This window comes from Kamptonema formosum PCC 10802, assembly GCF_000332335.1.
Taxonomy (GTDB): domain Bacteria; phylum Cyanobacteriota; class Cyanobacteriia; order Cyanobacteriales; family Oscillatoriaceae; genus Oscillatoria.
On sequence record NZ_KB235948.1, the window covers coordinates 1,549,377 to 1,567,221 of the forward strand.

The 17,845-nt window shown below is 54.9% G+C and carries 18 protein-coding genes and 1 pseudogene; 11 read left to right on the forward strand and 8 right to left on the reverse strand.

Going from position 1 to position 17,845, the window contains the following annotated elements; translation table 11 throughout:
* Positions 1 to 458 (forward strand): sensor histidine kinase (locus OSC10802_RS38960; RefSeq protein WP_017715998.1); only part of this gene is annotated, 458 nt, incomplete at its 5' end.
* 355 nt (positions 459 to 813) lie between these two features.
* Here the strand turns inward: OSC10802_RS38960 and groL are convergent.
* The 3 genes and pseudogenes from groL to OSC10802_RS49010 all read right to left on the reverse strand — a co-directional run bounded on the left by groL (position 814) and on the right by OSC10802_RS49010 (position 3,499).
* Positions 814 to 2,481, reverse strand: coding sequence for a chaperonin GroEL (groL, locus tag OSC10802_RS0106610; RefSeq protein WP_017715999.1), 1,668 nt, complete (start codon positions 2,479 to 2,481; stop codon positions 814 to 816).
* Positions 2,482 to 2,527: 46 nt separating this feature from the next.
* Positions 2,528 to 2,879, reverse strand: a pseudogene (locus tag OSC10802_RS38965) (zinc ribbon domain-containing protein); the annotation flags it as partial.
* 473 nt (positions 2,880 to 3,352) lie between these two features.
* The gene (locus OSC10802_RS49010) at positions 3,353 to 3,499 is read right to left on the reverse strand and encodes a hypothetical protein (protein WP_017716000.1); all 147 of its coding nucleotides are present in this window, start codon (positions 3,497 to 3,499) and stop codon (positions 3,353 to 3,355) included.
* 289 nt (positions 3,500 to 3,788) lie between these two features.
* On the opposite strand from OSC10802_RS49010, the gene OSC10802_RS0106620 reads away from it, so the two are divergent.
* The gene (locus tag OSC10802_RS0106620; RefSeq protein ID WP_044169995.1) at positions 3,789 to 4,859 is read left to right on the forward strand and encodes a M4 family metallopeptidase; all 1,071 of its coding nucleotides are present in this window, start codon (positions 3,789 to 3,791) and stop codon (positions 4,857 to 4,859) included.
* A gap of 76 nt (positions 4,860 to 4,935) precedes the next feature.
* Here OSC10802_RS0106620 and OSC10802_RS0106625 read toward each other — a convergent pair whose 3' ends face one another.
* On the reverse strand, positions 4,936 to 5,235 hold the full coding sequence (locus OSC10802_RS0106625; protein WP_017716003.1) for a protealysin inhibitor emfourin: 300 nt from the start codon (positions 5,233 to 5,235) through the stop codon (positions 4,936 to 4,938).
* Between the two features lie 36 nt (positions 5,236 to 5,271).
* Complete coding sequence (locus OSC10802_RS0106630) at positions 5,272 to 5,811, reverse strand: cupin domain-containing protein (RefSeq protein ID WP_017716004.1); 540 nt, start codon at positions 5,809 to 5,811, stop codon at positions 5,272 to 5,274.
* A gap of 402 nt (positions 5,812 to 6,213) precedes the next feature.
* Here OSC10802_RS0106630 and OSC10802_RS49015 point away from each other — a divergent pair, with 402 nt between their 5' ends.
* From OSC10802_RS49015 to OSC10802_RS0106645, 3 genes are all read left to right on the forward strand, one after another.
* Positions 6,214 to 6,414 (forward strand): hypothetical protein, encoded by a 201-nt coding sequence (locus OSC10802_RS49015; RefSeq protein WP_155967424.1) that lies wholly within the window; start codon positions 6,214 to 6,216, stop codon positions 6,412 to 6,414.
* Between the two features lie 239 nt (positions 6,415 to 6,653).
* Complete coding sequence (locus tag OSC10802_RS0106640; RefSeq protein WP_017716006.1) at positions 6,654 to 8,027, forward strand: esterase/lipase family protein; 1,374 nt, start codon at positions 6,654 to 6,656, stop codon at positions 8,025 to 8,027.
* A gap of 615 nt (positions 8,028 to 8,642) precedes the next feature.
* On the forward strand, positions 8,643 to 9,017 hold the full coding sequence (locus OSC10802_RS0106645) for a four-helix bundle copper-binding protein (protein ID WP_017716007.1): 375 nt from the start codon (positions 8,643 to 8,645) through the stop codon (positions 9,015 to 9,017).
* Here OSC10802_RS0106645 and OSC10802_RS47435 read toward each other — a convergent pair.
* Positions 9,014 to 9,358, reverse strand: coding sequence for a hypothetical protein (locus OSC10802_RS47435; RefSeq protein WP_082218251.1), 345 nt, complete (start codon positions 9,356 to 9,358; stop codon positions 9,014 to 9,016). The genes OSC10802_RS0106645 and OSC10802_RS47435 overlap by 4 nt on opposite strands.
* A gap of 29 nt (positions 9,359 to 9,387) precedes the next feature.
* Here OSC10802_RS47435 and OSC10802_RS0106650 point away from each other — a divergent pair, with 29 nt between their 5' ends.
* The 3 genes from OSC10802_RS0106650 to metX all read left to right on the forward strand — a co-directional run bounded on the left by OSC10802_RS0106650 (position 9,388) and on the right by metX (position 13,027).
* Entirely contained in the window at positions 9,388 to 10,188 is an 801-nt protein-coding gene (locus OSC10802_RS0106650) for a CBS domain-containing protein (RefSeq protein ID WP_017716008.1), read from the forward strand.
* 246 nt (positions 10,189 to 10,434) lie between these two features.
* On the forward strand, positions 10,435 to 11,742 hold the full coding sequence (locus tag OSC10802_RS0106655) for an O-acetylhomoserine aminocarboxypropyltransferase/cysteine synthase family protein (RefSeq protein WP_017716009.1): 1,308 nt from the start codon (positions 10,435 to 10,437) through the stop codon (positions 11,740 to 11,742).
* A 172-nt stretch (positions 11,743 to 11,914) separates the two neighbouring features.
* Positions 11,915 to 13,027, forward strand: a complete 1,113-nt coding sequence (gene metX, locus OSC10802_RS38970; RefSeq protein WP_017716010.1) for a homoserine O-acetyltransferase MetX — start codon at positions 11,915 to 11,917, stop codon at positions 13,025 to 13,027.
* Between the two features lie 282 nt (positions 13,028 to 13,309).
* Here metX and cysK read toward each other — a convergent pair whose 3' ends face one another.
* Positions 13,310 to 14,269 (reverse strand): cysteine synthase A, encoded by a 960-nt coding sequence (gene cysK / locus OSC10802_RS0106665; RefSeq protein ID WP_017716011.1) that lies wholly within the window; start codon positions 14,267 to 14,269, stop codon positions 13,310 to 13,312.
* 66 nt (positions 14,270 to 14,335) lie between these two features.
* On the reverse strand, positions 14,336 to 14,797 hold the full coding sequence (locus OSC10802_RS0106670) for an RrF2 family transcriptional regulator (RefSeq protein WP_017716012.1): 462 nt from the start codon (positions 14,795 to 14,797) through the stop codon (positions 14,336 to 14,338).
* 201 nt (positions 14,798 to 14,998) lie between these two features.
* Between OSC10802_RS0106670 and OSC10802_RS0106675 the strand changes: the two genes are divergently transcribed.
* The 3 genes from OSC10802_RS0106675 (at position 14,999) to OSC10802_RS0106690 (ending at position 17,344) form a co-directional block, all read left to right on the forward strand.
* Entirely contained in the window at positions 14,999 to 15,589 is a 591-nt protein-coding gene (locus tag OSC10802_RS0106675; RefSeq protein ID WP_017716013.1) for a Crp/Fnr family transcriptional regulator, read from the forward strand.
* Positions 15,590 to 16,051: 462 nt separating this feature from the next.
* Positions 16,052 to 16,783 carry an FkbM family methyltransferase gene (locus OSC10802_RS0106680; RefSeq protein WP_017716014.1) on the forward strand — a complete coding sequence of 244 codons (732 nt, stop codon included), beginning with the start codon at positions 16,052 to 16,054 and terminating at the stop codon, positions 16,781 to 16,783.
* A 351-nt stretch (positions 16,784 to 17,134) separates the two neighbouring features.
* Positions 17,135 to 17,344, forward strand: a complete 210-nt coding sequence (locus tag OSC10802_RS0106690; RefSeq protein ID WP_017716016.1) for a hypothetical protein — start codon at positions 17,135 to 17,137, stop codon at positions 17,342 to 17,344.
* The last annotated feature ends 501 nt before the right edge of the window (positions 17,345 to 17,845 follow it).

The following is a 17,845-nucleotide window of genomic DNA, read 5'->3' on the forward strand; positions in this document are numbered from 1 at the left end:
GGCTCGGGAAAACAAAACCCCCCCCCGCCATTACCGCGATCAAAGACTATGGCAAATTGCCCAGAGTGACTTGTTATCCCAGCCAGCTCAACCAGGTTTTTATGCACCTGTTGAATAATGCGATTGATGCTCTGGCGGAGGGGAAGAAGGCATCGGGCACCGGGCGCGGCCAAGAAGATGTCCCGCACCCGGCGATTTGGATTCACACCGAGCTAACCGCCAAAGATACTGTTTTGATTCGGATTGCCGACAATGGCCCAGGCATCTCAGAGCCGGCCCTTTCGCGTTTATTTGACCCATTTTTTACCACCAAGAAAGTGGGCACCGGCGCGGGATTGGGACTGTCTATCAGCTATCAGATTGTCGCGCAACAGCATAAAGGACAGCTCACTTGCTCCTCGCCCCCCGGACAGGGAGCGGAGTTTACCATTGAAATTCCGGCCAGTCAACTGGAGTGAGATTATATAGCAGTAGCCACTTAGGTTCGTACATCTCGGCCTCTTTTGCACCCCCGCACTCCGGCTCCTATTGTCCTAACCCATATTACTACTGGGATATAGACGTAGGCCAGCGTCTGGCTGCCCTGAAGGTCTAATGTTTTAACCTAAGTGCATACTGCTATATCCGGATGTGTGCTTACAACATTGCGGAATCCATTCTGCCGCCATCAAAACAAAGCCCGCCTGCGCGGGCTTTTCTAAAAATAGACGAATTAACCGGATTCTGCTCGATTGAGTCAGGCCGGCCCACAGCATCGAGAAACCAGGTCTGCCAGAGAAACCCGGTTTCTGCCGGCTGCCTCAGGCGCTGGCGTTACATCATGCCGCCCATGCCGCCCATGCCGCCCATGCCGCCCATGCCGCCCATGCCGCCCATATCAGGCGCACCGGCAGCTTTCTTCTGAGGCTTTTCCACCACCAGCGCCTCAGTCGTGAGAACCATACTGGCAATCGAACCGGCATTTTGCAGCGCTGAGCGCACGACCTTAGCCGGGTCAATAATCCCCGCCGCAATCAAATCTTGAAACTCACCGGTAGCTGCATTGTACCCGATCGTAAACTCAGTTTCCCGCACCCGCTCCACGATCACCGAACCTTCCACACCGGCATTGTCGGCAATTTGGCGCAGAGGAGCTTCCAGCGACTTAGCCACAATTTCCGCGCCGATATTTTCCTCCACATCCAAACTGCCTTTCAGATCCGCAACTTTTTTGCCCAAGTGAATCAGCGTCGTGCCGCCACCCGGCACAATCCCTTCATCCACCGCCGCCTTTGTCGCATTGAGAGCATCTTCAATCCGCAACTTCCGGTCTTTGAGTTCCGTTTCCGTCGGTGCGCCCACTTTAATAACCGCCACCCCGCCGGCTAATTTAGCAATCCGCTCTTGCAGCTTCTCCTTATCGTAATCCGAATCCGTCCGCTCCAACTCCTTGCGAAGCTGGGCGATCCGCTTTTGCACGTCCGCCTTATTGCGGTCGTCCGCACTAGACACAATCGTCGTGGTTTCCTTAGTAACAGTCACCTTGCGGGCAACTCCCAGCATATTTATCGAAACCGCATCCAGACTCAGACCCACATCTTCAGAAATCAGCTGTCCGCCCGTGAGCGTAGCGATGTCTTGCAGCAGGGCTTTGCGCCGGTCGCCAAATCCCGGAGCCTTAATCGCGCAGACACTGAGCACGCCCCGAGCTTTATTCACCACCAGAGTTGCCAGAGCTTCTCCTTCCACATCTTCGGCAATAATCAGCAGCGGCTGACCGGCACGGGCCACTTTTTCCAGCACCGGCACCAAATCCGCGATAGCGCTAATTTTCTTATCCGCAATCAGGATGCGGACATTTTCATATTCCGCCACCATCCGCTCCTGATCTGTCACGAAGTACGGAGAAATGTAGCCCCGATCCAGCTGCATCCCTTCCACCACTTCCATTTCCGTCGCCAGCGACTTCGATTCCTCAACGGTAATCACCCCGTCTTTAGTCACCTTTTCCATCGCTTCGGCAATCATTTGGCCAATTTCCTCATCATTGCCGGCAGACACCGTGGCCACCTGCGCGATCGCCGCACCTTCCACCGGCTTAGCCACTGCCTTAATTTCCCCCACCAGATAAGCGATTGTCTTTTCAATCCCCCGCCGCACCGCGACTGGATTCGCGCCGGCTGCCACCAGCTTCAGCCCTTCCCGCACCATCGCTTGGGCCAGAACCGTGGCCGTAGTCGTCCCATCCCCCGCTATTTCCTTCGTCTGCGACGCCACTTCCCGAATCAGCTGAGCGCCGGTGTTTTCCAACGGATCTTCCAATTCAATTTCCTTGGCAATCGTAATCCCGTCGTTGACAATCTGCGGTGCGCCAAACTTCTGCTCCAGGACGACATTGCGGCCTTTCGGACCCAGCGTAATCCGCACCGCATCTGCCAGGGCGTTGATGCCCCGTTCCAGCGCCCGCCGAGACTCTTCATCAAATGCAACGATCTTGGCCATTCTTGCGTTCTTAACTCTTCACTTAGACAATTTAGCACTGATACATTTACGCGACATTATTCGAGGTATTCCCGGACAGTGCAACGATAGCACGCTTCACCCGTAAAAGTGATAGAGGCGGTATCCCGCAAAGCTTTCAGGAACATCCCAAAAGCACCCTTCCAGTCTTGCGAAGCGCGTAAATCCGCAGCTAGGACAGTGGAAAACTTTAGAGCCACCCAAGCCGGTGTGGACATTTGCCGGCTGCTGCATGCAGGTCTTGCTAGTGAATTCTTCGGTGACATCCACAGGGCGTGGTTCCCGTCAATTCAGCCTGATGCTTTAAACTCATTTTCAACTTTTGAACTGCTAGTGCGCCTACCGAGCATCGCTCTCGCCCTTTTAGACCTGATTTTTCGCAAAGCCGTAGGCTTCCGTGTCGGAAGTCAAGGGAGGTTGGCAGAAAAATAAGTGCGGTAATTGAAGTCGCGATTTGCCTGTTCGGAGCTGACCATTGGGCCATGTCAATTTTTCAGAGCCGTATGTAGTGTATCACGTTTTGTAGGATTGCGCAAGAAATCCAGGATTAAATTTTACCTCTCTCGCGCAGAGTGCTAATCCCGCCCGCCCTCAGGTGACGCCCCCTTCCAGACGCTGTCCCAAAGCCGGATGGCAGGGCAAGCAGCGGCAAGGTGCCTGCCCCTGTGCTTGCCCAGCACAGGAGGATTGCCCATTGTAGGGCCAAGCCACCGGCCCCCACACGGGGCAACCACAGGGGGATTGCCCCTACAGACTCAAACGAGTGTCACTCGAATGAGCTACCCCAGGGCAGCGTCACAAAAAAAAGCGACTGTCCGCCGGCTTCCTCTTCTCGCTATACCTGTCAGTAGGTTCAAGGCATCTCTCTCGCACCGGCCCCCTTAGGAGAAGCCGCTTTGCGGTGACAGGCAGATTCCTTTGAATCTGCCGGCTTTTCGCCGATCTCACGGTTGGGAATGGTGCGAGATAGCAGCTCAACAGACAGGAGCCAACATTTCATTCCCCTGCTCCCTAGATGATTCTAAACTCCAGCTTTGTGGGCGGTATTCTCCCCGCCCACAAAGCCATATTTTAGTTAATTTACGGCTAATTTAATTCTTACATTTGTCGTTTAAAGTAGGCTGCGTTTCCTAGGAAAACGCACCCGAAAGAGGCTGTAAAACAAAAATAATATCCCGTGAGAAAGTGTCAGAGCATTCCGGATTTAGGGATAGCTGAAAAGAAAGCAGATAGAACGATGGCTGGGAAAGCCGCCATCGGGATGGCAAAACAAATCATTAATCGCTGCTATGAATAGAATGTCAGATCCCAAAAACCACTGCTGCAACCGGCTGCATCCGATTTGCTGCATCCTCCCCCCTCACATGCTGCGCCACCTCGCCGAACGCGGCAACCCGGCGCAGCGAAACTGGGCTTTTAAAACATTAAGCCTGTCGGAACAGTTGCGCGGGCGGCGCATGACACTGGGCACCCTAGCGGCAAAGGCAATCACGCCGGCAGGCGAGAAGCGCCGCACAATTTACGACGCCCAAAATGGCACTAATCTCCCCGGAAAATTGCTGCGCGGTGAGGGCGACGCCCCAACCGGCGACCCAGCCGTAGACGAAGCTTACGACAGCGCCGGTGCCACCTATGACTTGTACGCTGAAATTTTCGAGCGCAATTCCATCGACGACCGGGGCATGCGTCTGGACTCCACTGTTCATTACGATCGGGAGTATGACAACGCCTTTTGGGACGGCAGCCAGATGGTTTATGGCGATGGGGATGGGGAGATTTTTGATCGCTTTACCAAGGCAATTGATGTAATTGGTCACGAGCTAACTCATGGCGTCACAGAACATGAAGCCGGCCTGATTTATTCAGGTCAGCCAGGAGCGCTGAATGAGTCTTTTTCTGATGTCTTCGGTTCCTTGGTGAAACAGCGGGCGCTCAACCAGACAGCGGCTCAAGCTGACTGGATTATCGGAGCCGGCCTGCTCACCTCCAAAGTCAGCGGCGCAGGCATTCGCTCTATGAAAGCACCCGGCACCGCATACGACGACCCAGTGCTCGGAAAAGATCCCCAGCCGGCTCACATGAAAGACTACTACAGGGGTTCAGAAGATAACGGCGGCGTGCATATCAACTCAGGAATTCCCAACCGCGCCTTTTATCTGGCTGCGATGGAAATTGGCGGCTATGCCTGGGAAAAAGCCGGGAAAATTTGGTACATCACTTTGCGCGACCGGCTGCGCCCCAGGTCGAATTTTAAACAGGCTGCCAATCTCACCATCGCCGTTGCCGGCGAACTTTACAGCCAGGGAAGTCCCGAGCAAAACGCAGTCCGCAACGCTTGGAAAGAAGTGGGGGTAATTTAGCCGGCAAGAAGGAACTAGCCTCAGGTACTGAGAAACCGGGTTTCTTTAAGAAACCCGGTTTCTGGTTTGCGGGCCCTTACTTTTGGCGTGCCGCCGCCACCAGCCATTCGATCAGCGGTCGCAAGGGAGCTGGCAGGGCTCGCTCGCTAACTGTAACGGTGTGTTGCTGACCGTTTTCTTCCACCGCGAGCCGGTACTGAAAGCGGTCAGCACCGGCAGTGGGGGACGTGATGCTGCCAGGGAGGTGAAAGAAATCAGCTGCCTCAACGAGCCGGCGCAGCTGATTTGCTTCTTCTGGGGGGAGGGTGTGCGTGTCGGCAGCGGTTGCCAGCCTCATGCCGGCAAAGCCGCCAGTCCGTTCAAAATTAATCTGCATAGTGCCGGGGGAAAATTTAAAATTTCCTCTTTCATTTTAGCGAAAACTGATTTGGGTGCCAGTATATTGGGGCACCCAGCCTTCTGCGGTGGTGAAGTACCGGACTGCTTTGATTTGAAGCGAGGCAGCGGGACAGAACCAGTGCTCGGTGCCGGCAGGTATGTTGATGTATTCGCCCGCTCGCACGAGCAGTTCCACCTGGCTGCCATCCGGTCGCACGAAGCCGAATATTCCCCCCCCATCGAGGATGTAGAGCGCTTCGCTGTCTGTATGGGTGTGGGGGCGGTGGCAGCTGGCAATCAGTGGGTAGAGATTCGGCGATCCCGGGTGCAGCAGCAGCAAGTCGCGCCACACACAGCCGGTGGTGCGCTTCACTTCCTCGAAGTGGCTGCTAACTGCACCGAGCACTTGTGTTTTCTCCAGATGTGAGAGTGTGTCTTTTTCTAGCAGTTCCGCCAGCTCCAGTTTCTTCCCCACAGGACAGTATTTCAGCTCGATATTCAAGGGAGCCAGTTCGCGAGTTATATCACTGAGTTCGCTGTGGTTCGTACTGTTTTCCAGCCGGAGGATCGCCATAATCTAAAAAAAATGTTAAGTTCCCTTACGGGAGAGAATATCGCAAATGTGGCGCTTTTGGGCGAAAGCCCAACTACAAATATGCCTTCCCATCCCCCCGACACCGGCTGCCGGTGCGGGCTCTTGACAGATCGGCTTTCGCCACAGCCTGGCCCACCCCCACTGGCCCCATCGGGTGGCCCGTGGGGCGGGATTCTAGCAGACTTTCTAAGTCGATAATAACATATCCCGATAGACAAACCGGAGATTGCCAACTCGCTTTTTGCGGGCGGGCTCTGCGAAAGCCGGTGGGCCGGCAGCCATTTGAGATTTGGGGAAAAATTTGTCTGAGTTACACAAACAGTGCGTTTTGTGGTATAATGCCGAGTTATCAGCGGTGAGGCTCATAATGCTGCTTGTGCCTTGAAAGGAGGCAGAGCCTATAGGGGCAGGAAAGCGTGCCACGAAGGCGTAGCGCGGGCGTCTCGCCCGCGCCGGCCCAAAAGGGGACAGGCGGGACGCCTGTCCTACGCCAGGAAGTGCCACGAAGGCGTAGCGCGGGCGTCTCGCCTGCGCCGGCCCAAAAGGGGACAGGCGGGACGCCTGTCCTACGCCATGAAGTGACCGGCACCCCACATTTCTCTGACGCACCTGATCAGTAGGGTGCGTTCAGAAGCGGAACGCACCCCAAAGGTCCCGGTTTCTGTGGGCGTTGCGCAAGCCCTACTTTACTAAAATCGAAACAGCATTAATTGCCGGCAAAATATCTTTATCAGGACTTAGGCAGCGACACTCAATTGTGTGGTGGGTTACGCTAGCGCTAACCCACCCTACAGATAGAGGCGCAAGCGTAAGTCCTGTTTATGACACGAAATCCAGTTGTGCTGGTACACGGCTACTCTGCCAATGGGAAAAGCTTTGACAAATGGGTCAAGGCGCTTGAAAATCGCGGCTATGATATCACGCACATCCACGTCTGTAGCTACCGCACGCTAACCAATGAAGTGACAATGAAAGACATTGCTGAAGGGTTCGACCGTGCGCTGAGAATCCGCGCCGGTCTGAACAGCGAGGAACCTTTCGACGCGATTGTCCACTCCACCGGCATCCTGGTCATCCGTGCCTGGCTGACCACTTACCGGGGGCGGCGAGATCGTTTGAAGCATTTGGTCGCCCTAGCACCGGCAAGTTTTGGCTCTCCCCTCGCCAGTAAAGGACGCAGTTGGCTGGGCGCAATCTTCAAAGGCAATAGAGAGATCGGACCGGACTTTCTGGAAGCGGGAGATCGAGTCCTCGACGCTTTGGAGCTCGCCAGTCCCTTTACCTGGGATCTGGCGCACAAGGATCTGATAGGCGAAGAAACCTACTATGGCACAGATGACACCACACCCTATGTATTTACCTTGTGCGGTACAGAAGGCTACGGCAGTCTGGCGAATATTATAGTCAATGAACCGGGCACCGATGGAGCTGTGAGGTGGGCCGGCTGTGCGCTCAACACGCGCAAGATCGCCTTCGACCTGACACAAGATCCGCAGCGTTCCGAGTTGAACGACCGCATAAAAATTGCGCCTTGGCGAGACAATATTAATATTCCCCTCATTCCGATTGCGGGGCTGAATCACGGCACAATTATGAGCGACCCCGGAGAGCAGCTGATTGATTTGGTGGATTCAGCGCTGGGAGTGTCGGACGAGCGGGAATTCAAGGACTGGCTCAACAAAGCCGGTGAGAGCGCGGCACAGGCGCGAAATAAAATCGATAAATGGCAGCAGTTTATTGTTCATGCAGTGGATGAGCGCAAAGACCCGATTGCAGACTATTACATCCAGCTTTTCACGCGAGATGCGGATGGAAACCCGCAGACAGTCCGAGATTTTGACAAGAAAGTCTACACCTACACCGGCGACGCCAGTTACCGCTGCTTCCACGTCAACCTGACCGAAATAAAACCAGAAAACCTGACGAACCTGTGGATGCGCATCATCGCCTCATCGGGCTCGCAGCTTGTCACCTATTACGGCTATGGAAGCGAGAAAATGAAAGACGACCGGCAGGTCAATCCAGCGGGGAAGTGGGATGCGGAGATCGACCTCACATGGCTCCTGAACAATGCGGACCTGAAGTTCTTTTACCCGTTTACAACGACGCTTATCGAACTGAAGCTCAATCGGGAACCCCTCCCCCTCACCGGCAAGAACCTGATGTGCTGGTTTTTGGAAGAGGAAAGTTCCTAGTTCGGCTTCAGCCCAAAGTTCGTAGTTGGGCTTCAGCCCAAAAGTTCGTAGTTGGGCTTCAGCCCAAAGTTCGTAGTTGGGCTTCAGCCCAAAGTTCGTAGTTGGGCTTCAGCCCAAAGTTCGTAGTTGGGCTTCAGCCCAAAAGTTCGTAGTTGGGCTTCAGCCCAAAAGTTCGTAGTTGGGCTTCAGCCCAAAAGTTCCCCTCGTTCCCAGCCTGAGGCTGGGAACGCCGCTTAGCAGGCTCTGCCTCCTAAGGTAGCAATTTTGCTTATTTCCTATAACCCGACCAAATATCTCGGATTTCCCCTGCCAAATTGCCTCTCAAGCTAATTTTACCTAATCCGACACCCTCTGTCGGAATTCAGCTGGGGTCTGTCCCCAAACAATCTCCGGTTGGGAAATAGGAAGACTCAACTTTAAGGGGTATGTCTCCCGATACAATCTGCGGCTGGTTAATAGGAATACTGTAGTTTAAGTTCCGGAAATCTTTATCTTTTATTAATGGCAAAATCTTGGCGATCCTGCTAATCTGATATGTAGGAGCTGAAAAGAGATATGTGTTCCCGGTTCAGCTCAAACGTCTAATTTATTCGCGTTCAATCAGGAAGCAAAACTATGATGATGATGATGATGACCGACAAGCCCATGACCAAAGAAATGCAAGACTGCATGCAGGCTTGCATGGACTGCTACAAGATGTGTGTGGAATCCATGACTCACTGCATGCAAATGGGCGGCAAGTGCATGGAAGGCCCGATGATGGCGATGATGCGCGACTGCGCCGAAATGTGCCAAATGTCGATGAACATGATGATGAGCGGTTCCGAGTTCATGGAACGCACCTGTATGCTGTGTGCTGATATGTGCGTGCGCTGCGCCGAATGCTGCGACATGATGGGCGATGACGAAAAGATGAAAGCCTGCGCCGATATGTGCCGGCGCTGCGCTGACATGTGCAAGAAAATGTCCATGACCATGATGCCTGCCTAGTCACACCGGCATGCAAGCGGCACTAACCGGGACATCCGTTCCTGAGTGCGTAAATCCCCGCAGAGATGATTCTGCAACCTATTAATCAAGCGCCCGGGCTCTTTGTTGAGTTCGGGCGCTTGAACGTGTTGGGGGTTTGGGGTTAGGGGTTGCGGGTTAGGGTTTAGGGGAGCGGGGGAAATTGTCAGTGCCCCATGCCCGGTGCCCCATGCCTGGTGCCCCATGCCCGGTGCCCCATGCCCGGTGCCCCATGCCCAGTACGAGCGTGCGAGCGTGCTATATTGATGTTTCCGGGGTGCCACCGGCTCAATGGCGGGAGAGCCGGTGAGCGTCCAAGTCATGCGCCAAAGGGGTCTGGTAGCTGGAGGATATGAAACAGCTCAAATCGAGCTCCGGGGATCTGCGGAGTCTGTTCGAGGAAAGCATCACTGTCAAATATGTTGCCGAACCCCTGCAGGCTGTGCCGGCGTCGGAGGATGCCGGGGAAGTGCGCCAGTGGATGGACGCGCTCAACTTTGACGTTGTGGCAATCGAAGAGGGCGGCGCGATCTGCGGCTATGTGGAGCGATCGGGTTTGGGCGCGGGCACCTGCGGCGATCACCAGCGCATCTTTCACCCTTCAGAACTGATGGCGGCATCCACACCCCTGATGGAGCTGCTGCCACTTTTGCAGCACCGGCCCCGGCTGTTTGTCCTGGAGCGCAACCGCGTTAGCGGCATTGTGACGCGCGGCGACTTGCAGAAAGCGCCGGTGCGGATGCTCCTCTTTGGACTGGTGACGCTGCTGGAGATGCACATGCTGAGGCTGGTGCGGCTTTACTATCCCGACAATTCTTGGCAGGTATTGCTGAAAGCTGAACGGGTGGCTTTGGCCAGCAAGCTGTGGCACGAGCAGCAGCAAAGAAATGAAGCGATGGACTTGACGGATTACCTGCAGTTTTGCGACAAGCGGGAGCTCATCCTCTCCAAGCTGGAACTCGTCGAGCGTCTGGGGCTGAAATCCAAGCGCTCTGGAGAGCGCTTCTTGAAGGCAGCTGAAAAGTTAAGGAACAACCTGGCACACGCGCAAGATTTGGTGAGCGGCTCATCTTGGCCAGAATTGATTGCCCTGGCGGGGCAAATCGAAGCTCTCCTGCAACGCTGTGAGGAGATTGAATTTGGGGGGCTCTGACACGCCCTGTTTCTCCCTCCCGGCGCTCCCTGCAGTGCCGGGAGCGCTCCCGCGCAACCCAGCGCGCGCGGCGTCATATTTTGTTACACTCCCCTCACAGAAAATACGATTTATCTCAGCAGATTTAGGTGTATAATTTTCCCAAGAGTCGGGAACGGCCAGAAGACGTGGGAGAGTTGGCCTACCTAACTGCCTGAATTTATCTGCCCGCTTTGTGGCAATCTCGAAAGATTTGAGGAAATTTTAATGTCTGCGAGCGAAAAACCGAATTACCGCTTTGAAACCCTGCAAGTTCATGCCGGTCAAGAACCCGCACCCGGCACCAACGCCCGCGCCGTCCCGATTTACCAGACCACGTCCTACGTCTTCAGCGACGCGGATCACGGGGCGCGGCTGTTCGCTCTCCAGGAATTCGGGAACATTTACACCCGGATCATGAACCCCACCACCGACGTTTTTGAGCGCCGGATCGCCGCCTTGGAGGGTGGCGTCGCCGCACTCGCCACTTCCAGCGGTCAAGCGGCCCAATTTCTGGCCCTCAGCACGATCTGCCAGGCGGGAGACAACATCGTCTCTACCAGCTTCCTCTACGGGGGGACCTACAACCAGTTCAAAGTTGCTTTCCCCCGCCTGGGAATTAACGTCAAATTTGTCGAGGGCGATGACCCAGAAAATTTCCGCCAAGCTATTGACGAAAACACCAAAGCGCTGTACGTAGAAACGATTGGCAACCCCCAATTCAACATTCCTGATTTCGCCACCCTCGCCCACATCGCCCACGAACACAACATCCCCCTGGTTGTAGACAACACCTTTGGCTGCGGGGGATACCTGTGCCGGCCTATTGAGCACGGTGCCGATATTGTTGTAGAATCAGCCACCAAATGGATTGGCGGTCACGGCACTTCCATTGGCGGCGTGATTGTCGATTCCGGGCGATTTGACTGGGGGAAGGGGAAATTCCCTATCTTCACCGAACCGTCCCCTGGCTATCACGGGCTGAATTTCTATGAAGTGTTTGGCCCGAACAGTCCTTTTGGCAATATCGCCTTTATTATTCGAGCGCGGGTGGAAGGATTGCGGGATTTGGGCCCCTGCATGAGCCCTTTTAACGCTTTCTTGCTGCTGCAAGGGCTGGAAACTCTCTCGCTGCGCGTGGAGCGCCAAGCCTCTAACGCCCTGGCCCTAGCTCAGTGGCTGTCGGAACACCCGCAAGTCTCCTGGGTGAACTATCCCGGTTTGGCAAATCACCCCTATCACGAACGGGCGGCGAAATACCTGCGCAACGGGTTTGGCTGCGTGCTGAATTTTGGCATCAAAGGCGGGCGAGAAGCGGGGCGCGAATTTATCAATCGCGTTCAGCTGGCAAGCCACTTGGCAAATGTTGGGGACGCAAAAACGCTCGTCATTCACCCGAATTCGACGACGCACCAGCAGCTGACTGATGAGGAGCAGCTTTCGGCGGGTGTCACTCCCGACTTGATTCGGGTTTCTGTCGGAATTGAGCACATTGACGACATCAAAGCCGATTTTCAGCAAGCCTTTGGCCTTTAGAGACTAGCCCGAAGGCGACAGCATCAAGGGGGAGTGCGGGGGGGCAAAACAGCTGGAATACCGACTTGCTGACCCCACAAAGCCAAAAACCGGGTTTCTTAAAGAAACCCGGTTTGAAAACCCCAGCAAAGTCAAGGGATACGACGAATCTTCGCACCAGAAAACAATCGCTATGAACTACAACTGGTTTATTTCCCCGGAAACTGAATTTTACGAACTGTCCGAACCGCTGTTGCTGGAGTCGGGAAAAGTTCTCACCGGCACTCGCATCGCCTACCGCACCTGGGGGAACTTGAACCCCGCCGGCGACAATGCGGTGCTGGTCTGTCACGCCCTGACCGGCACTGCGGATGCGGACAGCTGGTGGGAGCCTCTCTTTGGTGCCGGCAAAGCCCTAGATCCCGAAACTGACTTTATCATCTGCAGCAACATCTTGGGCAGCTGCTACGGCACGACGGGTCCGGCCTCTGTCAACCCCGCCACCGGCTGCCCCTACGGACCGGATTTTCCCGCGATTACGGTTCGCGACATGGTGCGCCTGCAGGCGGCGCTGGTGCGGGCGCTGGAAATTCAGCGGCTGAAAATGGTTGTCGGCGGATCTCTCGGCGGCATGCAAGTCCTGGAATGGGCGCTGCTCTATCCGGAACTGGCGGAGTCAATTGCGGTTATCGCCGCACCGGGCTATCACTCGGCGTGGTGCATCGGGATTTCCGAAGCGCAGCGGCAGGCGATTTATGCGGACCCCAACTGGCGCGGTGGCTTCTACACCATCGACCGCCCACCGGCTGCCGGTTTGGGTGTGGCGCGGATGATGGCGATGAGCACTTACCGCAGTCGGGCGAGTTTCGAGAGGAAATTCAGCCGGCAAACTCGCGAAGATGGCAAGTGGCAAATTGCCAGCTACTTGCACCACCACGGCGAAAAGCTGGTGAGCCGGTTTGACCCCAACAGCTACATCACGCTCACCCAAGCTATGGACTCCCACGACTTGGGGCGCGGGCGGGGGGATTACGAATCCGCCCTGCGCAGCATCTCCCAACCGGCACTGGTGGTTGCCATTGATTCCGACCTGCTCTATCCGCCGGAAGAACAGGAAGAGATCGCCCGTTTCATCCCCAACTCTGTGTTCCGGACTTTGCACTCTCCTGACGGTCACGATGCTTTTTTAATTGACATGGAAACCGTCAGTGATATGATTGTATCATTTCGCCAGCAACTCGTCAAGTCTCGCACTCAGCAGTTTTCGGCAGTTCCCAGATTTAAGAATCGCAGCCCTTGGCTGTGATGGGGGAGAGGGAACCGCCACAGACGCCAAGGACGCCAATAAAGAGGAATTGAGAATTTTGTTTGCAGCAAATTATTGTGCTATTTTCTCTTTTCTTTTCTTGGCGATATTGGCGTCTTGGCGGTTTTATCAACAAATACTTTTCACAAATCAAGGACAGGAGATGTGCGGTGTGGGGGTTTATTACTTCTGCCAGTTAGGTTGCAGGTATTGCGAGCGAAACCGCCCCTACAGGAGTTTGGGCGCAGCGCGAAGGAACGAACCCCCACCCACCGGCATGTTTTAGCGGAGAGAGGCGGGTTCTTCGTCGATCTCTTTAAACAGCGGGGTACTCAGGTAGCGCTCGCCATAACTTGGCTGTACGATCACAATCAGCCGACCGGCATTTTCCGGACGAATGCCCACTTTGATAGCAGCGGCTAGAGCTGCGCCGGTGGAAATGCCGGAGAGCAGTCCCTCTTCTCGGGCCAGGCGGCGACCGAATACCATCGACTCCTCATCGCTGACTGCAACTATCTCATCAATCAGGTCTGCGCGCAAGACTTTGGGGATGAATCCCGCGCCGATTCCCTGAATTTTGTGAGCGCCTGCTTCTCCTCCGGAGAGCACAGCACTGTTAGCCGGTTCGACAGCAACGACTTGAAAGCTGGGTTTGCGGGGCTTGATGGCTTCTGCGATGCCGGTAATCGTGCCGCCGGTGCCGGCACCAGCGACTAGGATATCTACCTCGCCATCGGTATCCTCCCAGATTTCTTCGGCTGTGGTCTGCCTGTGGATTTGGGGATTGGCTGGATTTTGGAACTGCTGCGGCATAAAGGCGTTTGCCGTTGTGGCGACAATTTCTTCGGCGCGGCGAATCGCCCCTCTCATCCCTTCAACTCCAGGAGTTAATTCCAGCTGCGCGCCATAGGCTTTCAGCATCGCCCGCCGCTCTTGACTCATGGTGTCGGGCATGGTCAGTATTAAGCGGTAGCCTTTCGCCGCCGCTACCATCGCTAGGGCAATGCCGGTGTTTCCGGAAGTGGGCTCGACGATCGCCGTTTTTCCGGGCTGAATCAGTCCCGCCTCTTCCGCTGCCTGAATCATGCTGACGCCAATCCGGTCTTTGACAGAAGACGCCGGGTTCATCCCTTCGAGCTTGACGGCAATCCTCGCCACGCACCCTTCTGCCTGGGGAATCCGATTCAGCCCGACCAGGGGCGTGCGCCCAATCAGTTCTGTAACATCACGCGCAATCCGCATAAGAGTTTTTAGGTTGATCGTTTGAGTTTTCTGTTAGCGATTATCCGAGGTGGGGAGCCGGCTGGCTTATATGTAATACATTGTACTGATACGCTGCCGGTCGTCCCGTTTTTGGCACAGGTCGTGCAGGGTGTAGCGCTGCAGCACTGCCCTAGCCGCCAGAGCCGCTTCCTGCCAGACTTCCTGAATCACGAAACCCTCCGCTGTCAGTGCTGACTCCTCTGGCGGCTCGTTTTTTTCCTGGCTTTGGGACCCTTCCAGACAAGCGATCACCTCCCGCAGCGTAATCTGCCAGGGTGGCTTGGCCAATAAATAACCGCCTTTAGCCCCGCGCTGGCTGCGCACAAACCCGCCGCGACGCAGCGCTGTCAGCAGCTGCTCCAGGTAGCGGTCGGGCATTTCCTGGTTGGCAGCAATCTGGCTGATTTGCAGGGGCACTCCCCGCTCGTGGTGGCTGGCGAGTTCCAGCAGCGCCACCAGAGCGTACTTCACTTTACAGGACAGTTCCATCAGAGCCCACCCTCCCATAGCCAACGTCGATTTTTTCCAGTATACTACGGTTTATCGATAGATTTTTAGTATTTTAGCGCAATTGTAGCTCCAGGAGGCGATTTGGCAATTTTTTGGCCTCTCTCTTGCTTTTTGCCGCAATCCGTGCTAAGATTGTTAATCTATTTATCCTACGGTATGCCGATTGAGTTACCGTAGATTAAGGTCGCAGGAGCTACTATGATGCTTTCTCCTTTTCCGACGGCTCACCCTCCCAACCTGAGGCGATATACGTTTGAGCGCCGCTGCCTGCTGCCCTTGCGGCGGGACGAACTCTGGAACATTGAAACCGGCGCGGTTCGGGCTTTGACCTGGAACGAAGACGGGACAGTGATTTCCCTGGGGCTGTGGGGACCGGAGGATGTGGTTGGCGCAGTGCTGTCGAAAGCCCAACCCTATCAAATAGAATGCCTGACCCGAGTTGAGGCTAGCCTGCTGCCGGTGGGGGCATCGCCGCAAGTCGCGGAGGCGCTGGTACGCCACACTCAGCAGCTCGGAGAGTTCTTGGAAATGCGACAGTGCAAACCGATTGACGCCTCGCTCCTGCGGCTGTTAACTTGGCTGTCCAAGCGGTTTGGCCGGCAAGTGGAGCAAGGACAGCTGATTGACCTGCGCCTGACGCATCAAGAAATTGCCGAAATGATTGGCTCCAACCGAGTCACTGTCACCCGGATGCTGAGCGCTTTCGAGAAACAGGGGATTATTTGCCGGCAGCGCCGCAGCTTTGTGCTGGTTCCCGACCGGCAGCCCTTCTGGCATTACGAAATTTGAAGCGACACCCCAACTATGCAGAGCCGGGAGCTCGCGTGCTGGGTCACACCCCACAACAGCTTCCGCCGCACCCCTCCGCGATTGTGTCCGGTCAGTCCGCCGGCAGCCTATTTTCTCTCCCTCTGTTCCCTCTTGGCGTCCCTTCACGGGGGCGGTGGGCTATCCCAGAATCTTGGGCAGCCCCCAGGAACCCCAGCCTCTCCAGTTGCCGGCAGCTGCTAGAGCAGTTATAATGGTGCTGTGAAAATTATTTTTTTTTCAAACCGCTCCGTGAAGGAGCGCCAAGGAAAGACAGGAGAGAGGGTTCTCACTCATAATTCAGAAGGGCAATATATAGCCTTTCTCATCCTTTTTGAGCTACTGAGAAACCCGGTTTCTTTAAGAAACCGGGTTTCTGGGCCAAGTTCATCCAACTGAGAGCCGCTAGAACTGTTAAACTAATGTCGGAAGTGAGGAGGGAGTGTGAGTTCAGGCTATAACGACCGCTTGATAGTTGATGTCGGGATGCATGTGGGGCAAGATACAGAGTTTTATTTAAAAAAGGGATTTAATGTTGTGGCGGTAGAAGCCAATCCGCTAGCAGTCGAAGAAGCAAACAAGAGATTAGCCGGCTATAGTGACAGCGGACAGCTGAAGATATTAAACGTGGGTGTGGGGACAGAGGAGGGCTATTTCCCCTTTTATGTGAATCACACAATAAGCGAGTGGAGTTCCTTTGTTCCAGCACGGGGGATGCGAGGCGGCGCGTATGGCGAAATCTGGATAAGTTGCGTCAAACTCGAAACAATTTTGAAAGACGCAGGCATTCCCTACTACCTCAAGGTAGACATTGAAGGGAAGGAGTTGGAGGCGGTTCACACGCTTTACTCTTTCCAAGAGCGCCCCCGGTATGTTTCTGTTGAGGGTGGTAATGGTGGCATCCTTGAGGGGTTGAGCGGTTTGGGATACGACAAATTTAAATTTATCAACCAGGCAACTGTTCCGCAGATGAAATGCCCTTACCCCCCTCGGGAGGGGAGCTATACAGAGCATTCCTTTGTGCTGGGGGCTAGCGGACTGTTTGGGGAAGAGACTGAAGGGGAGTGGAAAAGCTTTGAAGAGATTGCCAAAGAGATTGACGCTTATTGGAACAAGCCGGATCTAAACCCCATGCAAGATGGCTGGTTCGACCTCCACGCCAAGTTGCCGGGATAAGTTTGTTCAGGGCTGATTTATCCGCTCGTTTCCAGGCTTCCGTCTGGGAATGCCGGTCTGGAGCCTCCACCTCTTTTCTAGGGATAAGCAGCATTATTAGCGCCAGCAGCAAATTAACCCAGTAGCTCGCACAGCCTTAACCGTCACCCCGTATAACATAAGCAATCAACCGCATATTGCAAAATTTTTCTCTCCACCTCCCGGCTCAAGCTGTTTACAGCACTTCGATTGCCGGCACCCAACTGCCCGCAGAAGAAAATTGGTATCCGGGTGAATCGTCTGCAACTCCTCTTTGGGCGCCACCGGCACCCAGGGGAGTCACCTCTTGTAAAATAAGCAATCAACCGCAGATTGCAAAATCTTTCTCCCCAACCCCTGGCTCAACCCGCGCCCTGCACTTCGATTGCCGGCACCCAACTGCCCGCAGAAGAAAATTGGTATCCGGGGGAATCCTCCGCAAATCCCCCGGGGGCACCACCGGCACCTCGGGGCAGTTTCCAGCAAGTGCCCGCAAGCTATGTGCCGGTGAGGGAAAAGCCAATTTCGCCTCCAGGAGGCTAGGGGACTAACCGGCTTTTTTTTGCCAATACTCCCCCAACTTACTCTTTCACTATAGCACGAGCCGGTGCAATTTTATACATGTACTGACAGGATCGCTGCTGGCATGCCTTACAACAGCAGCACAGTGTAATGCGCTTGTGCTGCAACCGGCCTGAACCGGCTGTACGGTTGACTTTAGATTTTCTTAAGGGAAAAACGGCCAAAATCGGCTCTTTTGGTTCGGTAATCCCTACTCGCACCCAACCGATAAGGTTCGGTATCCGAGGAATTGATTGCGCTTTTTTTCGAGAGGCCGGTGGCTTGACAGGTGTGGGGCGGGTTTGGGGGAAAATGGCTGCAAGCTGGTGCCGGTGGGGGTTTGTGGCTTTCCTCTCTGGCGGGATTCTGGGGCTAGGTGCGTTTTGGCAAAACTTTCCCACCATTACATTTTCAGAATACCACAAGCAGGTGCCTTTTTATACCGTGTTGGTACAGTCGCAGTATTTTGTGCTGCGCTATTGC